Source organism: Tepidiphilus margaritifer DSM 15129 (assembly GCF_000425565.1).
Lineage (GTDB): Bacteria > Pseudomonadota > Gammaproteobacteria > Burkholderiales > Rhodocyclaceae > Tepidiphilus > Tepidiphilus margaritifer.
In genome coordinates this window covers 178,258-197,829 of record NZ_AUDR01000014.1, presented here as the reverse complement: position 1 = coordinate 197,829, position 19,572 = coordinate 178,258, and the positions used below count along the sequence as shown (strand labels likewise).

Annotated in this window: 15 protein-coding genes, 1 tRNA gene and 1 pseudogene; 6 read left to right on the top strand and 11 right to left on the bottom strand. The window is 65.4% G+C overall.

All coding sequences use genetic code 11. From position 1 onward, the window contains the following. Nucleotides 1–20: 20 nt before the first annotated feature. The gene (gene recJ, locus H607_RS0103550; RefSeq protein ID WP_028874290.1) at nt 21–1,739 is read right to left on the bottom strand and encodes a single-stranded-DNA-specific exonuclease RecJ; all 1,719 of its coding nucleotides are present in this window, start codon (nt 1,737–1,739) and stop codon (nt 21–23) included. Then, the gene (locus tag H607_RS0103545) at nt 1,736–2,770 is read right to left on the bottom strand and encodes a hypothetical protein (protein ID WP_028874289.1); all 1,035 of its coding nucleotides are present in this window, start codon (nt 2,768–2,770) and stop codon (nt 1,736–1,738) included. Before H607_RS0103545 ends, recJ begins: the two co-directional genes overlap by 4 nt. 52 nt (nt 2,771–2,822) lie before the next feature. Here H607_RS0103545 and H607_RS0103540 point away from each other — a divergent pair, with 52 nt between their 5' ends. Beyond that, on the top strand, nt 2,823–4,073 hold the full coding sequence (locus tag H607_RS0103540) for a lipoprotein-releasing ABC transporter permease subunit (RefSeq protein WP_028874288.1): 1,251 nt from the start codon (nt 2,823–2,825) through the stop codon (nt 4,071–4,073). After that, nucleotides 4,066–4,767: an ABC transporter ATP-binding protein gene (locus tag H607_RS0103535; RefSeq protein WP_028874287.1), complete on the top strand. Its 702-nt coding sequence runs from the start codon at nt 4,066–4,068 to the stop codon at nt 4,765–4,767. Before H607_RS0103540 ends, H607_RS0103535 begins: the two co-directional genes overlap by 8 nt. A gap of 61 nt (nt 4,768–4,828) precedes the next feature. On the opposite strand, the gene H607_RS0103530 is transcribed toward H607_RS0103535, so the two are convergent. From H607_RS0103530 to ppsR, 5 genes are all read right to left on the bottom strand, one after another. Further along, nucleotides 4,829–5,080: a DUF433 domain-containing protein gene (locus H607_RS0103530; RefSeq protein ID WP_028874286.1), complete on the bottom strand. Its 252-nt coding sequence runs from the start codon at nt 5,078–5,080 to the stop codon at nt 4,829–4,831. A 58-nt stretch (nt 5,081–5,138) separates the two neighbouring features. After that, the gene (locus H607_RS11570) at nt 5,139–5,993 is read right to left on the bottom strand and encodes an alpha/beta fold hydrolase (protein WP_037989527.1); all 855 of its coding nucleotides are present in this window, start codon (nt 5,991–5,993) and stop codon (nt 5,139–5,141) included. 110 nt (nt 5,994–6,103) lie between these two features. After that, nucleotides 6,104–8,542 (bottom strand): DNA internalization-related competence protein ComEC/Rec2, encoded by a 2,439-nt coding sequence (locus H607_RS11565; RefSeq protein ID WP_051240614.1) that lies wholly within the window; start codon nt 8,540–8,542, stop codon nt 6,104–6,106. 18 nt (nt 8,543–8,560) lie between these two features. Then, nucleotides 8,561–9,760, bottom strand: a complete 1,200-nt coding sequence (locus H607_RS0103515; protein ID WP_037989414.1) for a DUF2863 family protein — start codon at nt 9,758–9,760, stop codon at nt 8,561–8,563. 23 nt (nt 9,761–9,783) lie between these two features. Continuing rightward, nucleotides 9,784–10,623 carry a posphoenolpyruvate synthetase regulatory kinase/phosphorylase PpsR gene (gene ppsR / locus H607_RS0103510; protein WP_028874284.1) on the bottom strand — a complete coding sequence of 280 codons (840 nt, stop codon included), beginning with the start codon at nt 10,621–10,623 and terminating at the stop codon, nt 9,784–9,786. 100 nt (nt 10,624–10,723) lie between these two features. Here ppsR and ppsA point away from each other — a divergent pair, with 100 nt between their 5' ends. Both ppsA and H607_RS0103500 read left to right on the top strand, forming a co-directional pair. Next, nucleotides 10,724–13,105, top strand: a complete 2,382-nt coding sequence (ppsA, locus tag H607_RS0103505) for a phosphoenolpyruvate synthase (protein WP_028874283.1) — start codon at nt 10,724–10,726, stop codon at nt 13,103–13,105. 39 nt (nt 13,106–13,144) lie between these two features. Then, nucleotides 13,145–13,221, top strand: a tRNA-Arg gene (locus tag H607_RS0103500). 205 nt (nt 13,222–13,426) lie between these two features. Here the strand turns inward: H607_RS0103500 and H607_RS0103495 are convergent. After that, nucleotides 13,427–13,984 carry a phasin family protein gene (locus H607_RS0103495; protein WP_083961918.1) on the bottom strand — a complete coding sequence of 186 codons (558 nt, stop codon included), beginning with the start codon at nt 13,982–13,984 and terminating at the stop codon, nt 13,427–13,429. A gap of 106 nt (nt 13,985–14,090) precedes the next feature. Between H607_RS0103495 and H607_RS11560 the strand changes: the two genes are divergently transcribed. Both H607_RS11560 and H607_RS0103485 read left to right on the top strand, forming a co-directional pair. Beyond that, the gene (locus H607_RS11560) at nt 14,091–15,476 is read left to right on the top strand and encodes an AmpG family muropeptide MFS transporter (protein ID WP_083961917.1); all 1,386 of its coding nucleotides are present in this window, start codon (nt 14,091–14,093) and stop codon (nt 15,474–15,476) included. Nucleotides 15,477–15,511: 35 nt separating this feature from the next. Beyond that, nucleotides 15,512–15,724: pseudogene (locus H607_RS0103485) on the top strand (hypothetical protein); the annotation flags it as partial. A gap of 12 nt (nt 15,725–15,736) precedes the next feature. On the opposite strand, the gene H607_RS0103480 reads toward H607_RS0103485, so the two are convergent. The 3 genes from H607_RS0103480 to H607_RS0103470 form a co-directional block, all read right to left on the bottom strand. After that, nucleotides 15,737–16,255 (bottom strand): hypothetical protein, encoded by a 519-nt coding sequence (locus H607_RS0103480; protein ID WP_028874280.1) that lies wholly within the window; start codon nt 16,253–16,255, stop codon nt 15,737–15,739. A gap of 251 nt (nt 16,256–16,506) precedes the next feature. Then, a complete protein-coding gene (locus H607_RS0103475; RefSeq protein WP_019562338.1) occupies nt 16,507–16,803 on the bottom strand; it encodes a CopK family periplasmic copper-binding protein in 297 nt (98 codons plus the stop codon). Nucleotides 16,804–17,212: 409 nt separating this feature from the next. Beyond that, the gene (locus H607_RS0103470; RefSeq protein ID WP_083961916.1) at nt 17,213–19,570 is read right to left on the bottom strand and encodes a heavy metal translocating P-type ATPase; all 2,358 of its coding nucleotides are present in this window, start codon (nt 19,568–19,570) and stop codon (nt 17,213–17,215) included. Nucleotides 19,571–19,572 lie beyond the last annotated feature (2 nt).

The window sequence follows — 19,572 nt, the reverse complement described above, 5'->3', positions numbered from 1 at the left end:
GGAAAAATTTTGCTCGGGGATTATACGCTGCCGACTTCGACCCCGGCTGGGCGGGCGAGTTCGATCTGCAATCGCAGCCGCTCGACGCCGTTCCACGCGTCGCGTATGGGGCGGTAGGCGAGCTCGACCTCGGAGGGCAGCGGTTCGGCATGGCCGAAGAAGATCGCCTCGCACGATTGGCGGGCCCGGCGCAGCTTGAGCTGCAGGTGCGATTCCTTGAGGAGGCGCTGTTCGGTGACCGTGAAAGCGTCGAGAAAGACCGGCGGGGGAAAACCCTGTCCCCAGACTTCGCCCTCGAGCTTGCCGACGGTGGCGAGCGTGAGCGCTTCGAGCGGAAGCGACCCGTCGGTGGGCAGCTCCGCCACGCCCAGAGCTTCGGTGCCGATCGTGTGCGCCGCCTCTTCGAAGGCCTGCTCGAAGCGGGCGAGGTCAGCGGCGCGCAGGGTCACCCCGGCGGCCATGGCGTGTCCGCCGAAGCGCAGCAACAGCCCGGGGTGTTTCTTGCTGATCCAGTCCAGCGCATCGCGCAAGTGTAGTCCGGGGACGGAGCGCCCGGAGCCCTTGAGCAGATCTTCATCGCCCGGAGCGAAAGCGAAGACGGGGCGATGGTAGCGCTCCTTGATGCGCCCGGCGACGATGCCGATCACGCCTTGATGCCACTCGGGGTGGAAGAGCGTGAGCGTGGCGCGTCCCTCGAGCGTGAGGGCATCGAGCGCGAGCTCGGCCTGCTCGCGCATCTGCGCTTCGATCCCGCGCCGTTCCCGGTTGATGTCTTCGAGTCGCTGGGCGAGTTCCAGCGCGCGGCTTGGGTCGTCTTCGAGCAGGCAGGCAATGCCCAGGCTCATGTCTTCCAGTCGTCCGGCGGCGTTGAGGCGGGGGCCGAGAAAGAATCCCAGATCCTGGGCGGTGGCGCGGGCGGGGTCTCTCCGAGCCACCTGGAAGAGGGCACGTATTCCCGGTTGCATCCGGCCGGCGCGGATGCGGCTCAGTCCCTGGGTGACGAGGATGCGGTTGTTGTGATCGAGCCGTACGACGTCGGCCACCGTCCCCAAGGCGACGAGATCGAGGAGCTGCGCGAGATTGGGTTCGGGGCGGGCTGCGAACGCGCCGCGCTGGCGCAGCTCGGCGCGCAGGGCCAGCATCACGTAGAAGACGACCCCCACGCCGGCGATCGCCTTGCTGGGGAAGTCGCAGCCGGGCTGATTGGGATCGACGATGGCGTCGGCTTCGGGCAAGACGTCGCCGGGAAGGTGGTGGTCGGTGATCACGAGGCTCATGCCGAGCGCGCGGGCGGCCGCGGCCCCCTCGACGCTGGCGATGCCGTTGTCGACCGTGATGAGTACGTCCGGTGCGAAACGTTCGGCCGCGAGCGCCACGATTTCGGGTGAGAGCCCGTAGCCGTAGGTGAAGCGGTTGGGGACGAGGAAATCGGCCCGGGCCCCCAGGGCGCGCAGCGCGCGTACGGCCACGGCGGTGGCGGTGGCGCCGTCGCAGTCGTAGTCGCCGACGACCACGATGCATGCCTGTGCTTCGATCGCGTCGGCCAACAGCTCGGCCGCCTCGCGCGTGCCTTTCATCGCTTCGGGCGGCAGAAGGCGTGTGAGCGCCGTGTCGGTCTCGGCGGGGTGTTCGATGCCGCGGGCAGCGTAGAGGCGGGCGAGCAGGGGGTCGATGCCGGCTTCGAGCAGTCGCTCCAGGGCACGGCGCGGCGTGGGGCGGACGATGGGACGGGGGGTCATTGGGCGGTTTCCTCCAGCAGCCGCGCGAGCGTATGCGGGCGGCGAAAAAGGCGGCGCAAAGGAGCGAGGCGGCGGCGCGATGGGGTGATCTCCAGGTGCACGCTCGCCTTGTCCCCCGGCAGCACGAGCGAGAGGCACGGCAGGCGGGCTTCGAACCCGGCGAGCCAGTCGCGATCGAGCGCGGCGAGGGCCATGCGCCAGGCGGTGAGATCGAGCCGGCGGCAAGGGACTTCGGTGGCATCGAGGAGCGCCACGTCGAACGCCTGGCCCGGATCGCGTTCGGCGAGCACGAGGTCGTGGCCGGCGGCGCTCGCCCAGCCGCGCGCGAGGGGATCGAGCGTATCCATGCCGAGCACGCGGCGCAAAGGGACGGCGTTCGCCGCGGGTTGTTCGTTGCCCCACAGCCACAGCGAATCGAGGGTGGGCCACCCCCGGCGGCGGCGTTCGGCATTGAGGGGATGTGCATGCAGCCAGACCTGGATTTCGTTCATCAAGCGTCGCCAGCGCCGGGCGTCTTCCCCTTGGGGTAAAAGGAGGTCGAGCGAGCGGCCGGAGGCTTCGTCGAGCGGGGTGAAACGCACCCCCCAGGCAGGAGCGGCAAGCCGCAGATATCCGCGCTGCGGCGTGGCGAGCTCGAATCCCAGGATCCACTCTGGAGCGAGCTGTGTGAGCCAGGCGGAGAGATCGGAGGCCAGGGCAGCGGCTTCTTCAGGGTTGAGTCCGGCTTCGCCCGGTTCGGTAACGACGATGCGATCGCGCGCGAGCGTCAGCGTCACCGGGTCGGCACACAAGAGGAACCCGTCGGCGGAAGGCGGCACCCCTGTTTTACCTCTCCAGCGCAGCTCGGCGAGCGGGGCCGGTGCCGGTCCCAGTACGGAGGCAAGCGTTTCGCGGTATGATCGCGGCGATTCGCGACGGCAGGCGCCCACGGCGAGCCAGCGTTCGAGCGTGGGATGCGCAACGCCGTCGAGCAGGCCATGCGCGCCGGCATTGGGCCAGAGCAAGCCCGGGAGGACGACGGTCGGAATCATGGGGGCGATTGTACCGTCGACGACGTACCCCACGGAAAACGGAAAAGGAACGATGTACGAATGGTTCATCGGCTGGCGCTATACGCGCCGGCAACGCGGCACGCGCACGCGCAACGCGTTCGTGTCGTTCATCTCGCTGGTCTCCATGCTGGGTCTGATGCTGGGCGTGGCCGCCCTCATCGTGGTGCTGTCGGTGATGAACGGTTTTCAGGACGAACTGCGTCATCGCATCTTGGGAGTCGCTTCGCACATCGAGGTCACGGCCCAGAGTGGCATGCTCGAAGAATGGCCGGCGGTACTCGACCGGGTGCGCCGTCATCCGGAGGTGCTCGGGGCGGCACCCTTCATCCAGGAACAGGCGATGGTGAGCGGCAACGGCCGCGTGCAAGGAGTGGGCGTACGGGGCATCGAGCCCTCGCTCGAGCGTGGCGTCGCCCAGTTCGACGATTATCTGCGGGCGGGCAGCCTCGATGCCTTGCAGCCTCATTCCTATGGGATCGTGCTGGGCACGGATCTGGCCCGACGCCTGGCCGTGGGGCTGGGGGACGAGGTGACGCTGATCGCACCCACGGCCACGGCAACCCTGGCGGGTGTCATGCCGCGAGTGCGCGCCTTTCGCGTGGTCGGACTCTTCGAATCCGGCATGTATGAATACGACTCGGGGCTGGTGCTGGTGCATCTGCGCGATGCCCAGGCGCTCTATCGCTACGGCGAGGCGGTTACCGGAGTGCGCCTGAAAGTGCGCGACCTCTTCGCCGCCCCGGCCGTGGTGCGTCAACTCGCCCCGACGCTGCCCGCCGGCCTGTGGCTGCGCGACTGGACGCAGACGCACGCCAATTTCTTCCGGGCAGTGCAGCTGGAAAAAACGATGATGACCCTCATCCTCTTTCTCATCGTGGCGGTGGCCGCGTTCAACATCGTCTCGACCCTGGTGATGGCGGTGCAGGACAAGACCGCCGACATCGCCATTCTGCGCACCCTCGGCGCCAGCCCGGCTTCCATCATGGCGATTTTCATCGTGCAGGGCACGACCATCGGCGTGCTGGGGCTGACGGCGGGGCTCGCGCTGGGGCTCGCGATCGCGCACCACCTCGACGTGGTGGTGCCGGCGCTCGAACATCTCACCGGGGCAACCTTGTGGAACAAGGAGATCTACTTCCTGAGCGAGCTGCCCTCGAAGGTGCTCGCTGCCGACGTGCTGCGCGTGCTCACCGGTTCTTTCGTGCTCACCCTCCTCGCCACCCTCTATCCCAGCTGGCGCGCTTCGCGCCTGCAACCGGCCGAGGCGCTGCGCCATGAGTGAGACGACGATGCCCGACGCTCCGGTGCTGCAGGCGCAGGGGCTGAGCAAGGTGTACCTCGACGCGGGCGCACCGCTCACCATCCTCGAGGGCGTGGATTTGTCGGTGCAGGCTGGCGAGCGGGTGGCCATCGTCGGCGCCTCGGGCTCTGGCAAGAGCACCTTGTTGCACCTGCTCGGCGGGCTTGATCGGCCAAGCAGCGGAGAAGTACGCTGGTCGGGACAGACGGTGTTCGCGCTCGACGAGGCGGCACGCGGGCGGCTGCGCAATGCCATGCTCGGTTTCGTCTATCAATTCCATCATCTGCTGCCGGAATTCACCGCGCTCGAGAACGTGGCACTGCCATGGATGATCCGGCGCCGGCCGAAGGCTGAGGCCTTGGAACGGGCCCGGGCGCTGCTGTGTGAAGTCGGGCTGGAGGCACGCCTCGCGCATTTCCCGTCCCAGCTCTCGGGCGGAGAGCGCCAACGCGTGGCGATCGCCCGGGCGCTGGTCACCGAGCCACTCTGCCTGCTCGCCGATGAGCCCACCGGCAACCTCGACCGGACGAACGCCGAGCGCGTCTTCGAATTGCTGCTCTCGCTCACCCACACGCGCGGCATGGCGCTGGTGGTCGTCACCCACGACGAGCGCCTGGCCGCCCGGCTCGACCGCCGGCTCGTGCTGGAGGCGGGGCGGCTGTACGAATCGGGATAAATTGCTCAGATCAATTCAATGATCTTTTCTCCTCGTGTCAGAGCGTCGATGATGTGCGGAATCAGTGGCTCGAGCCATTGGAGTAATGCTCGGTGATCCGCAAGACGGGATGATCACTTTGACGTGCTGCGTATTCGAGGGCGGCGGTAATATCTTCGTCTTCGAGATAAGGATAATCCTGAAGGATTTCTTCACGCGAAACGCCCGCGGCGAGCAATTCGAGGATGTCTTTGACCCGTACGCGCAGGCCGCGAATGCAGGGTTTGCCGCCGCAGACGTTCGGATCGATGGTGATGCGATGTAATTGGCTCATCTTTCTCTCATCTTCGTGATTCGGCAGGATACGTTTGAATCAGAGCCGCAAGGGAACCTCAGGGCGAGGAGCGATCGAGCAGAAATTCCTCGACGATGGCGATCTGTTCCCGATCCATCAGCGCCGGGGCGTGGCCGACGCCGGGGATCTCGACCAGCTTGGCGCGCGGGCCGCGGCGGGTCATCGCTTCGGCGGTCTCGTGTGTGAGGAGGTCCGATTCGGCGCCGCGCAGCACCAGGGTAGGGCAGCGGATGGCGTCCCAGAGTGCCCAGAGATCGACGTCGAGTGCCGGCTGCGTCTGGAAGGGGACGGCGATGCCCGGGTCGTAGCGCAGCACCCAGCGGCCGTCCACGTCCTGGCGCACCGAATGCAGGGTGAGGTGTCGCCACTGCGCGTCCTTGAGCGGCCCGAAAGGGGCGTGGATGCGCCGCAGGTAGGCTTCGGCCTCTTCCAGCGTGGCGAAGTGCGGTGTTTCGGCCACGTAGCACCCGATGCGTTCGAGCGAGGCGGCCGGGAGCACGGGACCCACGTCGTTGAGCACGAGCTTGTCGATCGGACTCATGGGTTGCGCGGCGAGCGTCATGCCGATCAAACCCCCCATGGAGGTGCCCACCCAGTGCAGAGTCTTGGGCCGGATCTTGCCAAGCAGGGTGAGCATGTCCGAGACATAGAGCGGGATCGCGTAGTCGGTCTTCACCGTGAGCCAGTCGGAGAGCCCGCGGCCAACTATGTCAGGGCAGATGACCCGGTAATAGGGGGCGAGTGCGCGGGCGAGTTCGTCGAAATCGCGTCCGGTGCGCGTGAGACCATGCACGCACAGCAGCACCCGGGGATTGCGGGGATCACCCCATTCGTAATAGACCATGCGGTGGATGCCGTGCGGGCCGACGCACATGATGTGATCGGTGCGCATTTCAGTGGGATGGTCGGTGCGGGGCGGTGCGGATGTACTCTCGGAAGTGCGTGAGGCGGAGCGCGCGCCGGTAAGCCAGCGCTTGGCGCGTTCGATCCAATGAGCAAGATTCATGGGGATGGCTCCTCTTCTTCGCAGGAAGGGTCTTGCCATACAGAATACCAGTAGCGCCGCGTTTCTGCCCGGTGAGTTCGCACGCTCAAGCCCTCGGTCGCGAAGAAGGCCGTGACCGCGCCGTCGCGGTCGCTGCGCCACGCCTGCGCCCCGGCCCGCCGCCAGGCCGAGGCCACGCCGCAGTCCGGATGGTGAAAACGGTTGCGGTAACCAGCGGCGTAGACGACGTGGCGCGCGCCGGTGGCGGCGATCCACTTCGGCGAGGAGCTCGTTTTGCTGCCGTGGTGCCCGGCCACGACGAGCTCGGCGCGCAGCGCCTGCGCCGGCAGGGTGGCGAGCAGATGGCGTTCGCCGCGCTGCCCCAGGTCGCCCGGTACGATCGCCGCCCCGCCGGCCGCCTCCACGCGCAGCACACAGGAGGCGTCGTTGTCTCCGCGCCCTTTCCAGGGATCGGCAAGGTCGGGATGGAGGATGGCAAAGCGCACACCGTCCCATTCCCAGCGATCGTCGCGGCTGCAGGGTAGTGCCAGCGGAGGCAGCGCCGCCAGGCGGGCTTCGTCCATGCCGCCGGCGCGCACGGAGGTCACGGGGACTGCCCGCGCGAGCGCAGGCCAGCCGCCCACGTGGTCGTTGTCCGGATGCGAGAGGATGACCCGATCGAGCCGGCGAACGCCTTGGGTGCGAAGATAGGGGACGAGCACGCGGCTGCCGGCGTCGAACCCGCCTTGCCGGGGGCCGGTGTCGAAGACGAGATCGTGCGCGGCGGTCTGCACGTGTACCGCCAGCCCCTGTCCGACGTCGAGCACCGTGAGGCGCGCCTCTCCCGGTCCCGGGCGCGGCGGCTGCCAGAAAAGGATCGAAGCGATTCCGACGAGACCGATCGATCGGGCCGGCGTGCCGCGCGGCAGCAGCATCCAAGCGATCGCGACGGTGGCGGCGAGCACCACCGGCCAGGGAGGTGGCGGCAGGATCAGCATCGCACCGGGCAGCGCCGCGCAGAAACGCAGCACCGCTTCGAGCGCATCGACGCTCGCATCGAACGCCCCTACGAGAAAGCCGGCCGGGAATGCGAGCACCAGCAGCGCGAGCGGCGTGACCACCCAGCTCACCCAAGGAATGGCCACCAGGTTGGCGAGGGTACCGAGCGCGGCGACGCTGCCGAACCATCCGAGCACCACCGGCGCGAGCAGAAGGGTGAGGCGCCATTGCACTGTGACGAGTTCTCGTCCCACGGCAAGCAGCGGCTGGTACCGGGGCGGAGGGGTTTCTGGCGATGCCGATTCAGATCCTGCCGGATCCTTTGCCGACGGTGAACCATAGACGATGAGCGCCCCCATGGCGAGGAAGGAAAGCCAGAAACCGGGCGCGCCCACCGCCCAGGGATCGAAGACGAGCACCGCCCACAAGCTCAGCATCAGCACCGTCCAGCCAGAGACGAAACGGCCGGTGAAGAGCGCGCCGGCCGCCGCCACCAGCATCACCACCGCCCGCTGCGTCGGCACTTCCATGCCCGAGAGCGCGGCATAGGCGAGCGCCGCGAGCACGCCGGCGACCAGCCCCACCTGTCGCGCCGGTACGCGCAGCAGACGATCCGGATCGCGTCGCCACAGCGCCGCCGCGATACCCCCGGCGAGCACCGCCACCAGCGTCACGTGCAGGCCGGAGATGCTCACCAGGTGCGCCGTACCGGTCGCCGCGATCGTCTGCCAGGATTCTTCGTCGAATCCCCGCATCTCGCCGATCGCCAGTGCCCCCAGCCAGTCGGCGTGGCGCGAACCCGCGCGTTCCAGCCGTTGCCTTGCCGCCTCGCGCCAGCGCTCCAGCCCCACCCGTGGCGTCCACAGGGTGCCGGGAAGGGCCGTGGGCGTCGCCGTCACCCGGCCGGTGGCACCGATACCGCGGGAAAACCAGAAAAACTCACGATCGAAGACGCCAGGATCGGCGAGTCCGTGCGGCGGGCGCAGGGTTACCCGCAGCCGCCAGCGCGAACCGGGTTGCCAGAATGCGTCGGGGAAGGTCGGGGCATTGCGCGCCGCCGGGGCGAGCAGCCACAGAGCGGACGGAACGCCCGCCGGAGCCTTATCGACGGCGAAGGCGAAACGGCGGCCGACCTCATCGGCCGCCCCCAGAGCGCGCACGTAGCCCTCGACGTCGAGCTCACGCTCGGCGAGCGCCTCCGGCAGGCGATCGGCCAAGCGCTGCGCGCTGCGCCAGCCACTCGAAGAAAAAGCGAGCAGCACGGCGGCGAGCAGGATCAGCCCGTGCGTGCCCAGATTCGGCGCCTCGGGCGCTTCGCGCCAGCGCCGCCAGCCCAGAGCGAAGGCGAATACCCCGCCAAGGAACAGGGCTGCCAACGCCCCTCGGCCCGGCAACGCCGGCAGCAGGTGCAGCATGGCGCAACCGAGCAGCCAGCCGGGCGCGAGCGTGGCGATCACGGCCGCTCATCCCGCCGCTCAATGCAGGTAGCGCGGACCCGACGGCGTGTGATTGGGATTGTCGCCCTCGTCCTCTTCTTGGGCGGGCAGCTCGGCGTGCACCAATTCACCCTCGGCATTGGGAAAGAGCGGCGCACCGCAATCCTCGCAGAATTCGAGCGGCAGGGTGCGGCGTAGGGTCACGATATCGTGGATGCCGACCGCCTTGAGGGTCTCCTGGATCTGCCGCTCCGCCTCGGCTTCGGTCTCGTCGGCGCCCAGCAAAGGCCAGGGAATGCCGTGTACCACTTGGCCGCCATGCTTGAGCGCGAGCCCGATGCGGTATTCGAATTCGCCCTGGCTTTCGCAGGGGGCGATCACGGCGCGCAAGTGACTCGCGGCAATGTCGGCCTCGGCGGCGAGGAAGGCGATCGCGGCATGAATCGCGAAGGGGCGGGCGTCACGGTTCGCCTTGCGTGAGGCAGTAAAATAGGCATCGGGCAATTCGGGCTCGGTGCCACAGCCGGGCATGATTTGGGTGAGCACCGGTCCGGCCTGCTTGCGCCATTGGGCAAACGCGAAATCCCGGTCCCCCTCCGCTTCCTGCCAGGTGAAGATGGGACCTTCTTTGGGCACCGCGGCGGCGACCAGAACGTAGCGGATGTCGGACAGGAAAACGGCCGACTCGGGCAGCGCGTCGCGATCGACGGCGTGATCGCGCTCGGCAAGCGCATCCTTGCCCGCGGCTTGCAACCAGCGCCGCGTGGCGACGAACCCCTGGGGCAACTGGTCCGGGCTGAAGAGGTAGTCGAAGAGCGCGAATTTCACCCCGGCGGCGAAAATGTGCGCCCCCAGATGCACGCGCAGATTCTCGCGCACCGCCTGGGGAATGGGGCGGGCGGGAATCTGGAAACGCGACCAGGCAAGCACCGGCGCGGCCACCAGCACCAGGTCGTGGTTCTTGTCGACCCCGGTCAGCGTTTCGGCTTCCGAGTCGAGCACGTCGCTCAGCTCCTCGTAGGCTTGCGGGTCGCCTTGATAGAGGTGGTCGAGCGCGCGCTCGAGGGCGGCTTCATCCTCGGCCTCGAGCAGGGCACGTACCGTGTCGCCGAGCAGCCGCTCCCAATAGCGATCCTCGATGCGGCTGCCCGACTGAGCCAAGCCTTTGGCCAGCCAGCACAAGCGCTCGACGTCGCGCGGCAGGCTGCTCGGGCGGGGAATGCGGGTTTTCTTTTTCATGGGGTCACTCCAAAAAACCCGTCTCACAGATCGGCGTATTTTTGCATCTTCTGCAGGTGCTGCATGATCACGGCGGCAATCTCCTCGATCGATTTGGTGGTCGAATCGATCCAGGGAATGCCCTCGCGGCGCATCAGCGCCAAGGCTTCTTCCACTTCCTTGCGGCAGTTCTCCAATGAGGCATAGACGCTGTTGGGCCGACGCTCCTCGCGGATCCGGGCCAGACGCTCCGGGGAGATCGTCAGCCCGAACAATTTGGCGCGATGTGGCTTGAGCGGCGCCGGTAGCGCCTTGCGTTCGAAATCCTCGGGGATGAGCGGGTAATTGGCCGCCTTCACCGCATACTGCATGGCCAAGTACAGGCTCGTCGGTGTCTTTCCCGAGCGAGAGACGCCGATCAGGATGATATCGGCGTCGTCGAGCGTGCCGTCCTGCACGATTCCGTCGTCGTGCGAGAGCGCGAAGTTGATCGCCTCGATCCGGCGCTGGTAGCTGCGGTTGTCAAGGATGCCGTGGAAACGCCCCACCGCGTGCGTGCTCGGCATGCCAAGCTCGCGCTCCAGCGGCCCGAGAAAAGTGCCGAAGAGATCGACGATGTGCGCGTCGGCCCGATGCAGCACGGCCACTACGTTGGGCTGCACCAGCGTGCTGAAGACGATGGGCCGCACCCCGGTGCGCCGCTTTACGCGCTCGATCCGTTCGACGAGATCGCTCGCTTTTTCCGGTGCATCGATGAAAGGCGCGCGCACCTCGTCGTAGTCGAACTCGGGGAATTGCGCGAGCAGACTGTGACCGAGCGTTTCGGCGGTGATGCCCGTGCCGTCGGAGACGTAGAATACGGTGCGTTTGGGGGTATCCGGCATGGCGGTGGGGCGGCGCCAGTGGCGCTTTGCGCTTACCAAAACGAGGGAAAACCCTTAGAATACCATTTTTCCGTGCCTCACGAACTCAGGAAAGGCTACGATGACTCGATACGTGATTCCGTTCAACGAGCTGCGCATGACCGACGTCGGCATCGTCGGCGGCAAGAACGCCTCGCTCGGCGAGATGATCAGCCAACTGCCCTCGGACGTGCGTGTGCCGGGCGGTTTCGCCACCACCGCCGAGGCCTACCGCCTGTTCTTGGCGCAAAATGGTCTCGCGCAGCGTATCCACGATGCGCTCGACACGCTCGACGTGGACGACGTCACGGCGCTCGCCAAGACCGGCGCCGAGATCCGTCGCTGGATCATGGAGACGCCTTTCCCCGCCGAGTTCGAGGCCCAGATTCGCGCCGCCTATGCCGAGCTCGTCGCGCGCGAGGGCGAGGGCGCGAGTTTCGCCGTGCGCTCCTCGGCCACTGCCGAAGACTTGCCCGATGCCTCCTTCGCTGGCCAGCAAGAAACGCTCTTGAACGTTTCCGGTATCGAGAACATCCTGCATGCCATCAAGGAAGTCTTCGCCTCGCTCTACAACGATCGGGCGATCGCCTATCGCGTGCACAAAGGCTTCCGGCACGCCGAAGTGGCCTTGTCGGCCGGCGTGCAGCGCATGGTGCGCTCCGACGTGGGTGCCTCCGGCGTGATGTTTACCATCGACACCGAATCCGGTTTTCGCGACGTCGTCTTCATTACCGCCTCTTATGGCTTGGGCGAGATGGTGGTGCAAGGGGCCGTCAACCCCGACGAATTTTACGTCCATAAACCCACCCTGATGCAGGGCAAACCCTCCATCATCCGCCGCAACCTCGGCTCCAAGCTCATCAAAATGGTCTTCGGCGAGCCGGGCGAGGGCGTGCGCGTGAAAGTGGTCGACGTGCCCGAATCCGATCGCAACCGCTTCTGCCTCGAAGACGCAGACATCCTCGAACTCGCCCGTTACGCGGTCATCATCGAACGCCACTACGGCCGCCCCATGGACATCGAATGGGGCAAGGACGGCATCGACGGCAAGATCTACATCCTCCAGGCGCGCCCCGAGACGGTGAAGTCGCACGAGAGCGGCCGTGTGATGGAGAAATACCGCCTCAAGCAGCACGGCAAGGCCCTCGTGCATGGGCGCGCCATCGGGCAGAAAGTCGGCGTGGGTCCGGTGCGCATCGTCACCGACCCCAGCCAGATGGAACGCGTGCAGCCCGGTGACGTGCTCGTCACCGACATGACCGACCCCAACTGGGAGCCGGTGATGAAACGCGCCGCCGCCATCGTTACCAATCGCGGCGGACGCACCTGCCACGCGGCCATCATCGCCCGCGAACTGGGCATCCCCGCCATCGTCGGCTGCGGCAACGCCACCGAGATGCTGCAAGAAGGGGAGGTCGTCACGGTCTCCTGCGCCGAGGGTGACACCGGCTACGTCTATCGCGGCAAGCTCGACTTCGAAGTGCAGCGCACCGACTTGGGCGCCTTGCCCGAGCTGCCGGTCAAGATCATGATGAACGTGGGCAATCCGGAGCTTGCCTTCGAGTTCGCCCAGATCCCCAACGCCGGCGTGGGGCTCGCCCGCCTGGAATTCGTCATCAACAACGTCATCGGCGTGCATCCCCGCGCCATCCTCGAATTCGACCAGCTGCCGGCCAAGCTGCGCGAGGAAATCTCGCGCCGTGCCCGCGGCTACGCCAGCCCGCGTGCCTTCTACGTCGAGAAACTCGCCGAGGGCATTGCCACCATCGCCGCCGCCTTCTATCCCAAACCGGTGATCGTGCGTCTGTCGGATTTCAAATCGAACGAGTACCGCAAGCTCCTGGGCGGCGAGATCTACGAGCCCGAGGAAGAAAACCCCATGCTGGGCTTTCGCGGCGCGGCGCGCTACATCGCGCCGAGTTTCCGCGAATGTTTCGAGATGGAATGCGAGGCCGTGAAGAAAGTGCGCGACGTCATGGGGCTCACCAACGCCAAGGTGATGATCCCCTTCGTGCGCACGGTGGGCGAGGCCGAGCGTGTGGTCAAGCTCCTGGCGGCCAACGAGCTCGAACGCGGCAAGAACGGGCTCGAACTCATCATGATGTGCGAGATCCCCTCGAACGCACTGCTTGCCGAGGCCTTCCTCGAGCACTTCGACGGGTTCTCCATCGGCTCGAACGACCTCACCCAGCTCACGCTGGGGCTGGATCGGGACTCGGGGCTGGTGGCCGAATCCTTCGACGAGCGCGACCCTGCGGTGAAGGTCCTGCTCGGCATGGCGATCGATGCCTGCAACAAACTCGGCAAATACGTCGGCATCTGCGGCCAGGGACCGTCGGACCATCCGGATCTGGCCGAATGGCTGATGGAGCGCGGCATTCAGACGATCTCGCTCAACCCCGATACCGTCATCGACACCTGGATGCAGCTCGCCGAACGCCTGCGCGAGTCGAAGGGCGCTTGACACGCATCGGAGAATGGCTATAATTTCAATCTCTGTTGCGCGCCCGTAGCTCAGTTGGATAGAGTACCTGGCTACGAACCAGGGGGTCGTGGGTTCGAATCCTGCCGGGCGCGCCAAGAATCGGAACCCGGAGCTGCCGGCGCGGCTTCGGGTTTTTTTGTCGTCTATACTACGGCCCGTAGCGTTTTACGGGCTGCCTCCTCGCTCCAGCGCCGGTTGCGGCGAATCATCTCCAGTATTCATCCCTCCTTTGCCCGAGGGCGTCCCTCGGCCATCAGACGTTTGGCAGCTGCAGCCGCGACTCCATTCCATCCTGTAGCGTCATTTTTTGCTGGATGGGGGCAAGGTTTGCCGACTCTGCCAAACATTGGCGAGTGATCGCCACGCATCGACGTTGGTTTTCGTCATCTGCTCGAGCATGGCGCGCGATTGCTCAAAGAATCCCTGCAACGTCTGGGCGGATGGGATGGCGTCTACGTCGGGCAAGAGATTTCCGGCCGAGGAATGAAGGGTCTGGCCCCATTCCTGTACTTGGGCGGTGAGGGTCTCCGTGAGCAGGCGGTTGAGCTCCGCCTGGGTTTTGACGGAAAGTTTGACGACCTCATTGATACAGCGCATGATTGCCTCGGCGGATTTCTGGATCAGTTCCTGCTGCACCCTGAGCTGTGCAGCAGGGGTGGGTGTGACGAGTAAGGTGGCCGCGCTCCTCACTTCCTGCTCCAGGATGGCCTTGAACGCTTCGATCTGCACCGTCAGCAGCCGCTGGCCGTTATCGATCATCAGTTGGGCGCACTTCGCTGCGTGATCGAAATATTTGGGCTGGACACAAGGGAAGAAAAGAAAATTTTGCATGCTTCGCTCCTGAGGGTGGAAAATCATTGCCTTGCTAAGGGTTTTAGCCGATTTTAGTCCTCATTGCAACCTCAATGTCAAGATTTTCGTTTGGGCGAAACAACAAGTTTTATAATTCCCCGGTGCCGAGAAAATGACTACGTCCGCCTGGCTTGCCCCGCTCCTCACCCGCAAGATGCTGGTCTGCGTCTTCACCGGCTTCGCTTCGGGCCTGCCGCTTTACTTGCTCATCAATTTGCTGCCCGCCTGGCTGCGCAGCGAAGACGTCGATCTGAAGACCATCGGATTCTTCGCCCTGATCCAGTTTCCCTACACCTGGAAATTCCTCTGGTCGCCGCTGCTCGACCGGTTTGCGCCGCCGCTCGGCCGGCGGCGCGGCTGGATGTTGATCACCCAGATCGGCCTGTTGTTGTGCATCGGCGGCTTGGGCGGGTTCGATCCGCGAACGCACATGCTCGCCATTTCCTGCCTCGCCGCGCTGCTGGCGCTCTGTTCTGCCACGCAGGACGTGGCGCTCGATGCCTTTCGCCGCGAACTGCTCGCCGAGGCGGAATTGGGCTTGGGCAATGCCGTGCATGTCAATGCCTACCGGCTCGCCGGCCTCGTTCCCGGTTCGCTGTCGCTGATCCTCGCCGACCACCTGCCGTGGAACGTGGTCTTCTGGATCACGGCGCTGTTCATGCTGCCGGGCATGGCGATGGCGCTCTTCATCCGCGAGCCGGCCATCGTCGATCGGCCGCGCACCCTGCGGGCGGCCTGCATCGAACCCTGGCAGGAATTCATCGGTCGACGCGGCTGGCGCGATGCGTTGTGGATCCTGGCTTTCCTATTTTTCTACAAGCTGGGCGATTCGCTCGCCACTGCCTTGTCGACGCCGTTTTACCTGGACATGGGCTACGGCAAGACCGACATCGGCCTGATCGCCAAACATGCCGGTCTGTGGCCGGCCATCCTCGGCGGTTTGGCGGGCGGGCTGTGGATGGCGCGCATCGGCATCGATCGCGCCCTGTGGCTCTTCGGTCTGGTGCAGATGCTCACCATCCTCGGTTTTGCCTGGCTCGCCTGGCTCAGCCCTTTTGCGCACATCGGCACCTTCGAGCGCGCCGCGCTCGCCGGCGTGATCTCCGCCGAATACCTGGGCGTGGGCCTGGGCACGGCGGCCTTTACCGCCTTCATCGCGCGTGCCACCCATCCGGCCTACACCGCCACGCAGTTCGCGCTCTTCACGAGCCTTGCCGCTGTGCCGCGCACCGTGGTCAATGCCTTTGCCGGCGTGCTCGCCGAGCACCTGGGTTGGGTGAGTTTCTTCTTCTGCTGCGTGGCGCTGGCCGTGCCGGGGATGCTCTTGCTCGGGAGGGTCGCGCCTTGGAACGGAGGCGGATGGTGCGACTCGGAGTGCCTGATCGAGCATGACTTCGGCATCGAACAGCCCGAGAACTTCGCTCCAAGTCTCCAGGACGATACCCCTGCGGTCGAGGTGGAGAGTAGTCATACTCGTCCGCGCTCAAGGGATATATGAGAGATATAACAAATTGATTAGTGATTAGTCCCGATCGGTTCGACACCCTCTTCATCGACGAAGGGTTTGGCAGCCTCGATCCCGAGTCACTCGACATGGCGATGAAAGCCCTGAGTGAGCTTCGGCAAAAGGGTCGAATGGTCGGCATCATCTCCCACGTCGATGAGCTCAAGCGCCGGATCGAAGTCGGCATCGAGGTGATCCCCGGCAGGAGCGGCAGCCAGGTCCGGGTCGGGATGGTGGGGTGATCGCGGCAGGATTCAACCCGTCGAACGCCGCTGCCGCACGATTTCCCATCGATTCGTGTATAGGGTTATCTGACCGCAGAAGAGATTCCTGCGCGCGAACGCCGCTGGGGTGAGTTCGATGGCCATGGCCTGCGATTGCGGGCTATAGCCGAAGACGAGGGGTTCGGGCAGGAAACGTTCGGGCTCGTTGGCCCAATCAGGGACGGGAATGCCAGCCCTCTCGGCGATCATCTCGGCCATGGCGGCGAGCATCGCGTTCATCCAGGGAATCGCCAAAACGCGCGGTTGTTCCGCGATCATCAGCGCCTTGCGCTGCGGCGGATCGTTGTCCGGATGGCACAGTTCGTCGACGAATTCTTTGGTGTACAGGACGAACTCCGTCGGCGCGCGTTCGCCGAGAGCGGCGATGTACTCGGCGACTTTGGCGAGGGAGCGGCGAGGAGGGGGTAGGGGAGAGTAGGAGATGTGCGTATGACGAGAATCTCGTAACTGCTTGATTTTACTGGTGGTGCAGACGCGACCGGAATCCAACCCACTCTCTCAACGATTGAGCAATCCCGGGCAATCCTGCGGGTTGTTGTGGACGCAATGGCCTCGGCAATGAACGCCGGTCAGTCAGTGCAGGGCGGACTCTCACCTTGTGCGGCGCCGATTGACCGGTAGCGTCGCAGCCTACCATCGAGTGGTTAGCCCCAGCTATGACCGATGGCCCGCCAGCGCGTGTTGGTCAACGAGTTGGCCCGACATCCGCTGGCGTGCAGTTCACGAATTGAATCGAGTAGTCAACCGCCGGAATGACCCTGACGGAGAAGACCATCGAGTCGAGCGACCTCGTTGCCGTTGGCTGTAATCTTCTGGCCATCGACCGTTTCGAGCGATTGCCCCTCTTTCAGGTTGATAGCCCGTCCGAACTTGTCTTCCAGCGCCGTCTTGCCGTCCTCGAATACATACAGGGTTCCACCGTCCTTGAGGAGGAACATTTTCTTGGCGCTGGCCGCTGCCGCGTCACCAGCGAACGATGGGGTTACGATGGCGCTCAGCACGGTGGCGGCGACAACAGCGGTAATCCTGGCTTTCATCTCTACACTCCTTTCAATCAAACGTGAAGGCATTTCTGTCAATGCCTTGTGCGACTGCACAGTATGTATTCTGCGAAGTCACCGCTGACGGGAAGATGAGACGGCCGTTACGTATATATCAGATTCCATTCGGGATGGGATCGGGATTAATCGTGTGCCAATCTCAATGCATTCCTGCTCACCGAGGCGGGGCGCGGACTCATCGCCACATCGGTGCAAGTGCTTATGGCGATGCCGACTGGGCGCCAAGTGCGGTATCGGTGTGAGGCGGCTCAGGTGCCGTGGTCGAGAGCATTCCAGGCCTCGATAGGGATCAGGTGTCCAACGTCGGGTGGCAACCGATACGACAGACCCAGCGATCTGGGAGTGCAACCAGCACCCACCACGGCACGCGCGACGATCCTCGTGTTCAGACAAGACGGACGCCGCGCAAACGCAGCGCATTGCCGATCACCGATGCGGAGCTGAAACTCATCGCCAGGGCGGCGATCAACGGTGAAAGCAGCCAACCGGTGAGCGGATACAGCACGCCGGCCGCAATGGGAATGCCCAGTGCGTTGTAGAGAAAGGCGAACATCAGGTTCTGCTTCATGTTGCGGACCGTGGCCACTGACAAGGCGCGCGCCACCGCAATACCGCGCAGGTCACCCTTGACGAGCGTGATCTGTGCGCTGTTCATCGCCACGTCGGTGCCGGTGCCCATGGCGATACCGACGTCGGCCTTTGCCAAGGCCGGGGCATCATTGATGCCGTCACCAGCCATCGCAACGATACGCCCCTCGCGCTGCAGCCGCTCCACCAGTTGCAGTTTGTCGGCGGGCTTGACCTCGCCATGCACCTCATCGATGCCCAAGCGCGCCGCCACGGCCTTGGCCGTGGTCAGACCGTCGCCCGTGGCCATGACGACGCGCAAGCCCTCCGCGCGCAGCGACGCCAGCGCTTGCGGTGTGGTCTTCTTCACCGGGTCGGCGACGGCCAGGACTGCGGCGAGCACGCCATCGACGGCCAGATGCATCACGCTGGCACCCTCACCGCGCAGCGCCTCCGCCCGCTCGGCCAATGGCCGCACGTCCACACCGAGCTGTTCCATCAGCGCGGTGTTGCCCAGTGCCACGGCATGTCCATCGACGCGCCCGCGCACGCCGATGCCTGAGTGCGAGTCGAACTCCTCGGCGCGTGAGAGCACCAGGCCCTGCTCGCGCGCGGCCGTGACGATGGCTTCCGCCAGCGGGTGCTCGCTGCCCTGGTCGAGGCTGGCAGCCAGTCGCAAGGCTTCGCCGGCGGTGAAGCCTTCGGCTGCGATCGTCGTCTGATAGCGCGGCCGGCCCTCGGTCAATGTGCCGGTCTTGTCGACGATCAGGGTATCGACCTGGCGCATTTTCTCGATCGCGGCGGCATCGCGAAACAGCACCCCCTGCGTAGCCCCTCGCCCGGTCGCCACCATGATCGACATGGGCGTGGCCAAGCCCAGCGCGCAGGGGCAGGCGATGATCAGCACAGACACGGCGTTGATGAGGCCAAAAACCCAACGCGGTTCCGGCCCGAACAGGCCCCAGGCAAAAAAGGTCAGCACGGCGATGGACACCACCGCGACCACGAAATAGCCCGCCACGACATCGGCCATGCGCTGCATCGGCGCCTTGGACCGCTGCGCCTGCGCCACCATCTGCACAATCTGGGACAGCATGGTCGCCGAGCCGACACGTTCGGCGACCATGACGAGCGCGCCACTGGTATTGAGCGTCCCACCGATGACCTTGTCGCCCACCCGCTTGGTCACGGGCAGGGACTCCCCCGTCAGCATCGATTCGTCCACAGCGCTGCTGCCCTCGATTACCGTACCATCTACCGGAACCTTTTCGCCGGGTCGAATGCGCAGCCGATCGCCGACATGGATGTGCGTCAGGGGCACGTCCTCTTCCGTGCCATCGTCGCGAAGGCGCCGGGCGGTCTTGGGGGCCAGTTCGAGCAAGGACTTGATGGCGGCCGAGGTCTGCGAACGCGCCTTGAGTTCCAGTACCTGCCCCAGCAGGGTCAGGGAAATGATCACCGCCGCCGCCTCGAAGTACACCGCGACCCGTCCCATGGACACGAACGAGTCCGGGAACAGTTGTGGGGCCACGGTCGCCGCCACGCTGTAGACGAACGCCGCCCCGGTGCCCAGCGCGATCAGGGTCCACATGTTCGGGCTGCGATGGACCACGGACTGCCAGCCGCGCACGAAGAACGGCCGACCCGCCCACAGGACGATGGGCAGGGACAGAACGAGTTCGATCCAGGTCTGTGTGCGCGCCTCGAACCAATGCAACTGGTGGCCGAACATGGCAAGCACAGTGACCATGACGGTCAGCGGCAGGGTGCACCAGAAGCGGCGCTGGAAATCGCGCAGCTCGGGACTCTCTTCTCCTTCGAGATCCGGCAGCACCGGCTCCAGCGCCATGCCGCACTTCGGACAATAGCCGGGGTGATCCTGCCGGATCTCGGGGTGCATGGGGCAGGTGTAGATCGTGCCTGCCGCCAGGGCCGGCGCTTCGACAGACGAAGGCTCATGGCCGCTGTAGGCATAGCGCGCCGGCTCGGCGACGAACTTCGCCCGGCACTTGGCGCTGCAGAAGTAAAAGAGTCGGCCTGCGTGCTCGACGTGGTGCTCGGACTGCGCGGTCACGTCCATGCCGCAGACAGGGTCCTTCAGACCTTCGGCCCACTGCAGTGCGCTCGGGTGGTCGTGGGCGTGTTGGCGGTGTTCGTGGTCTGATCGCAGGTCCATGA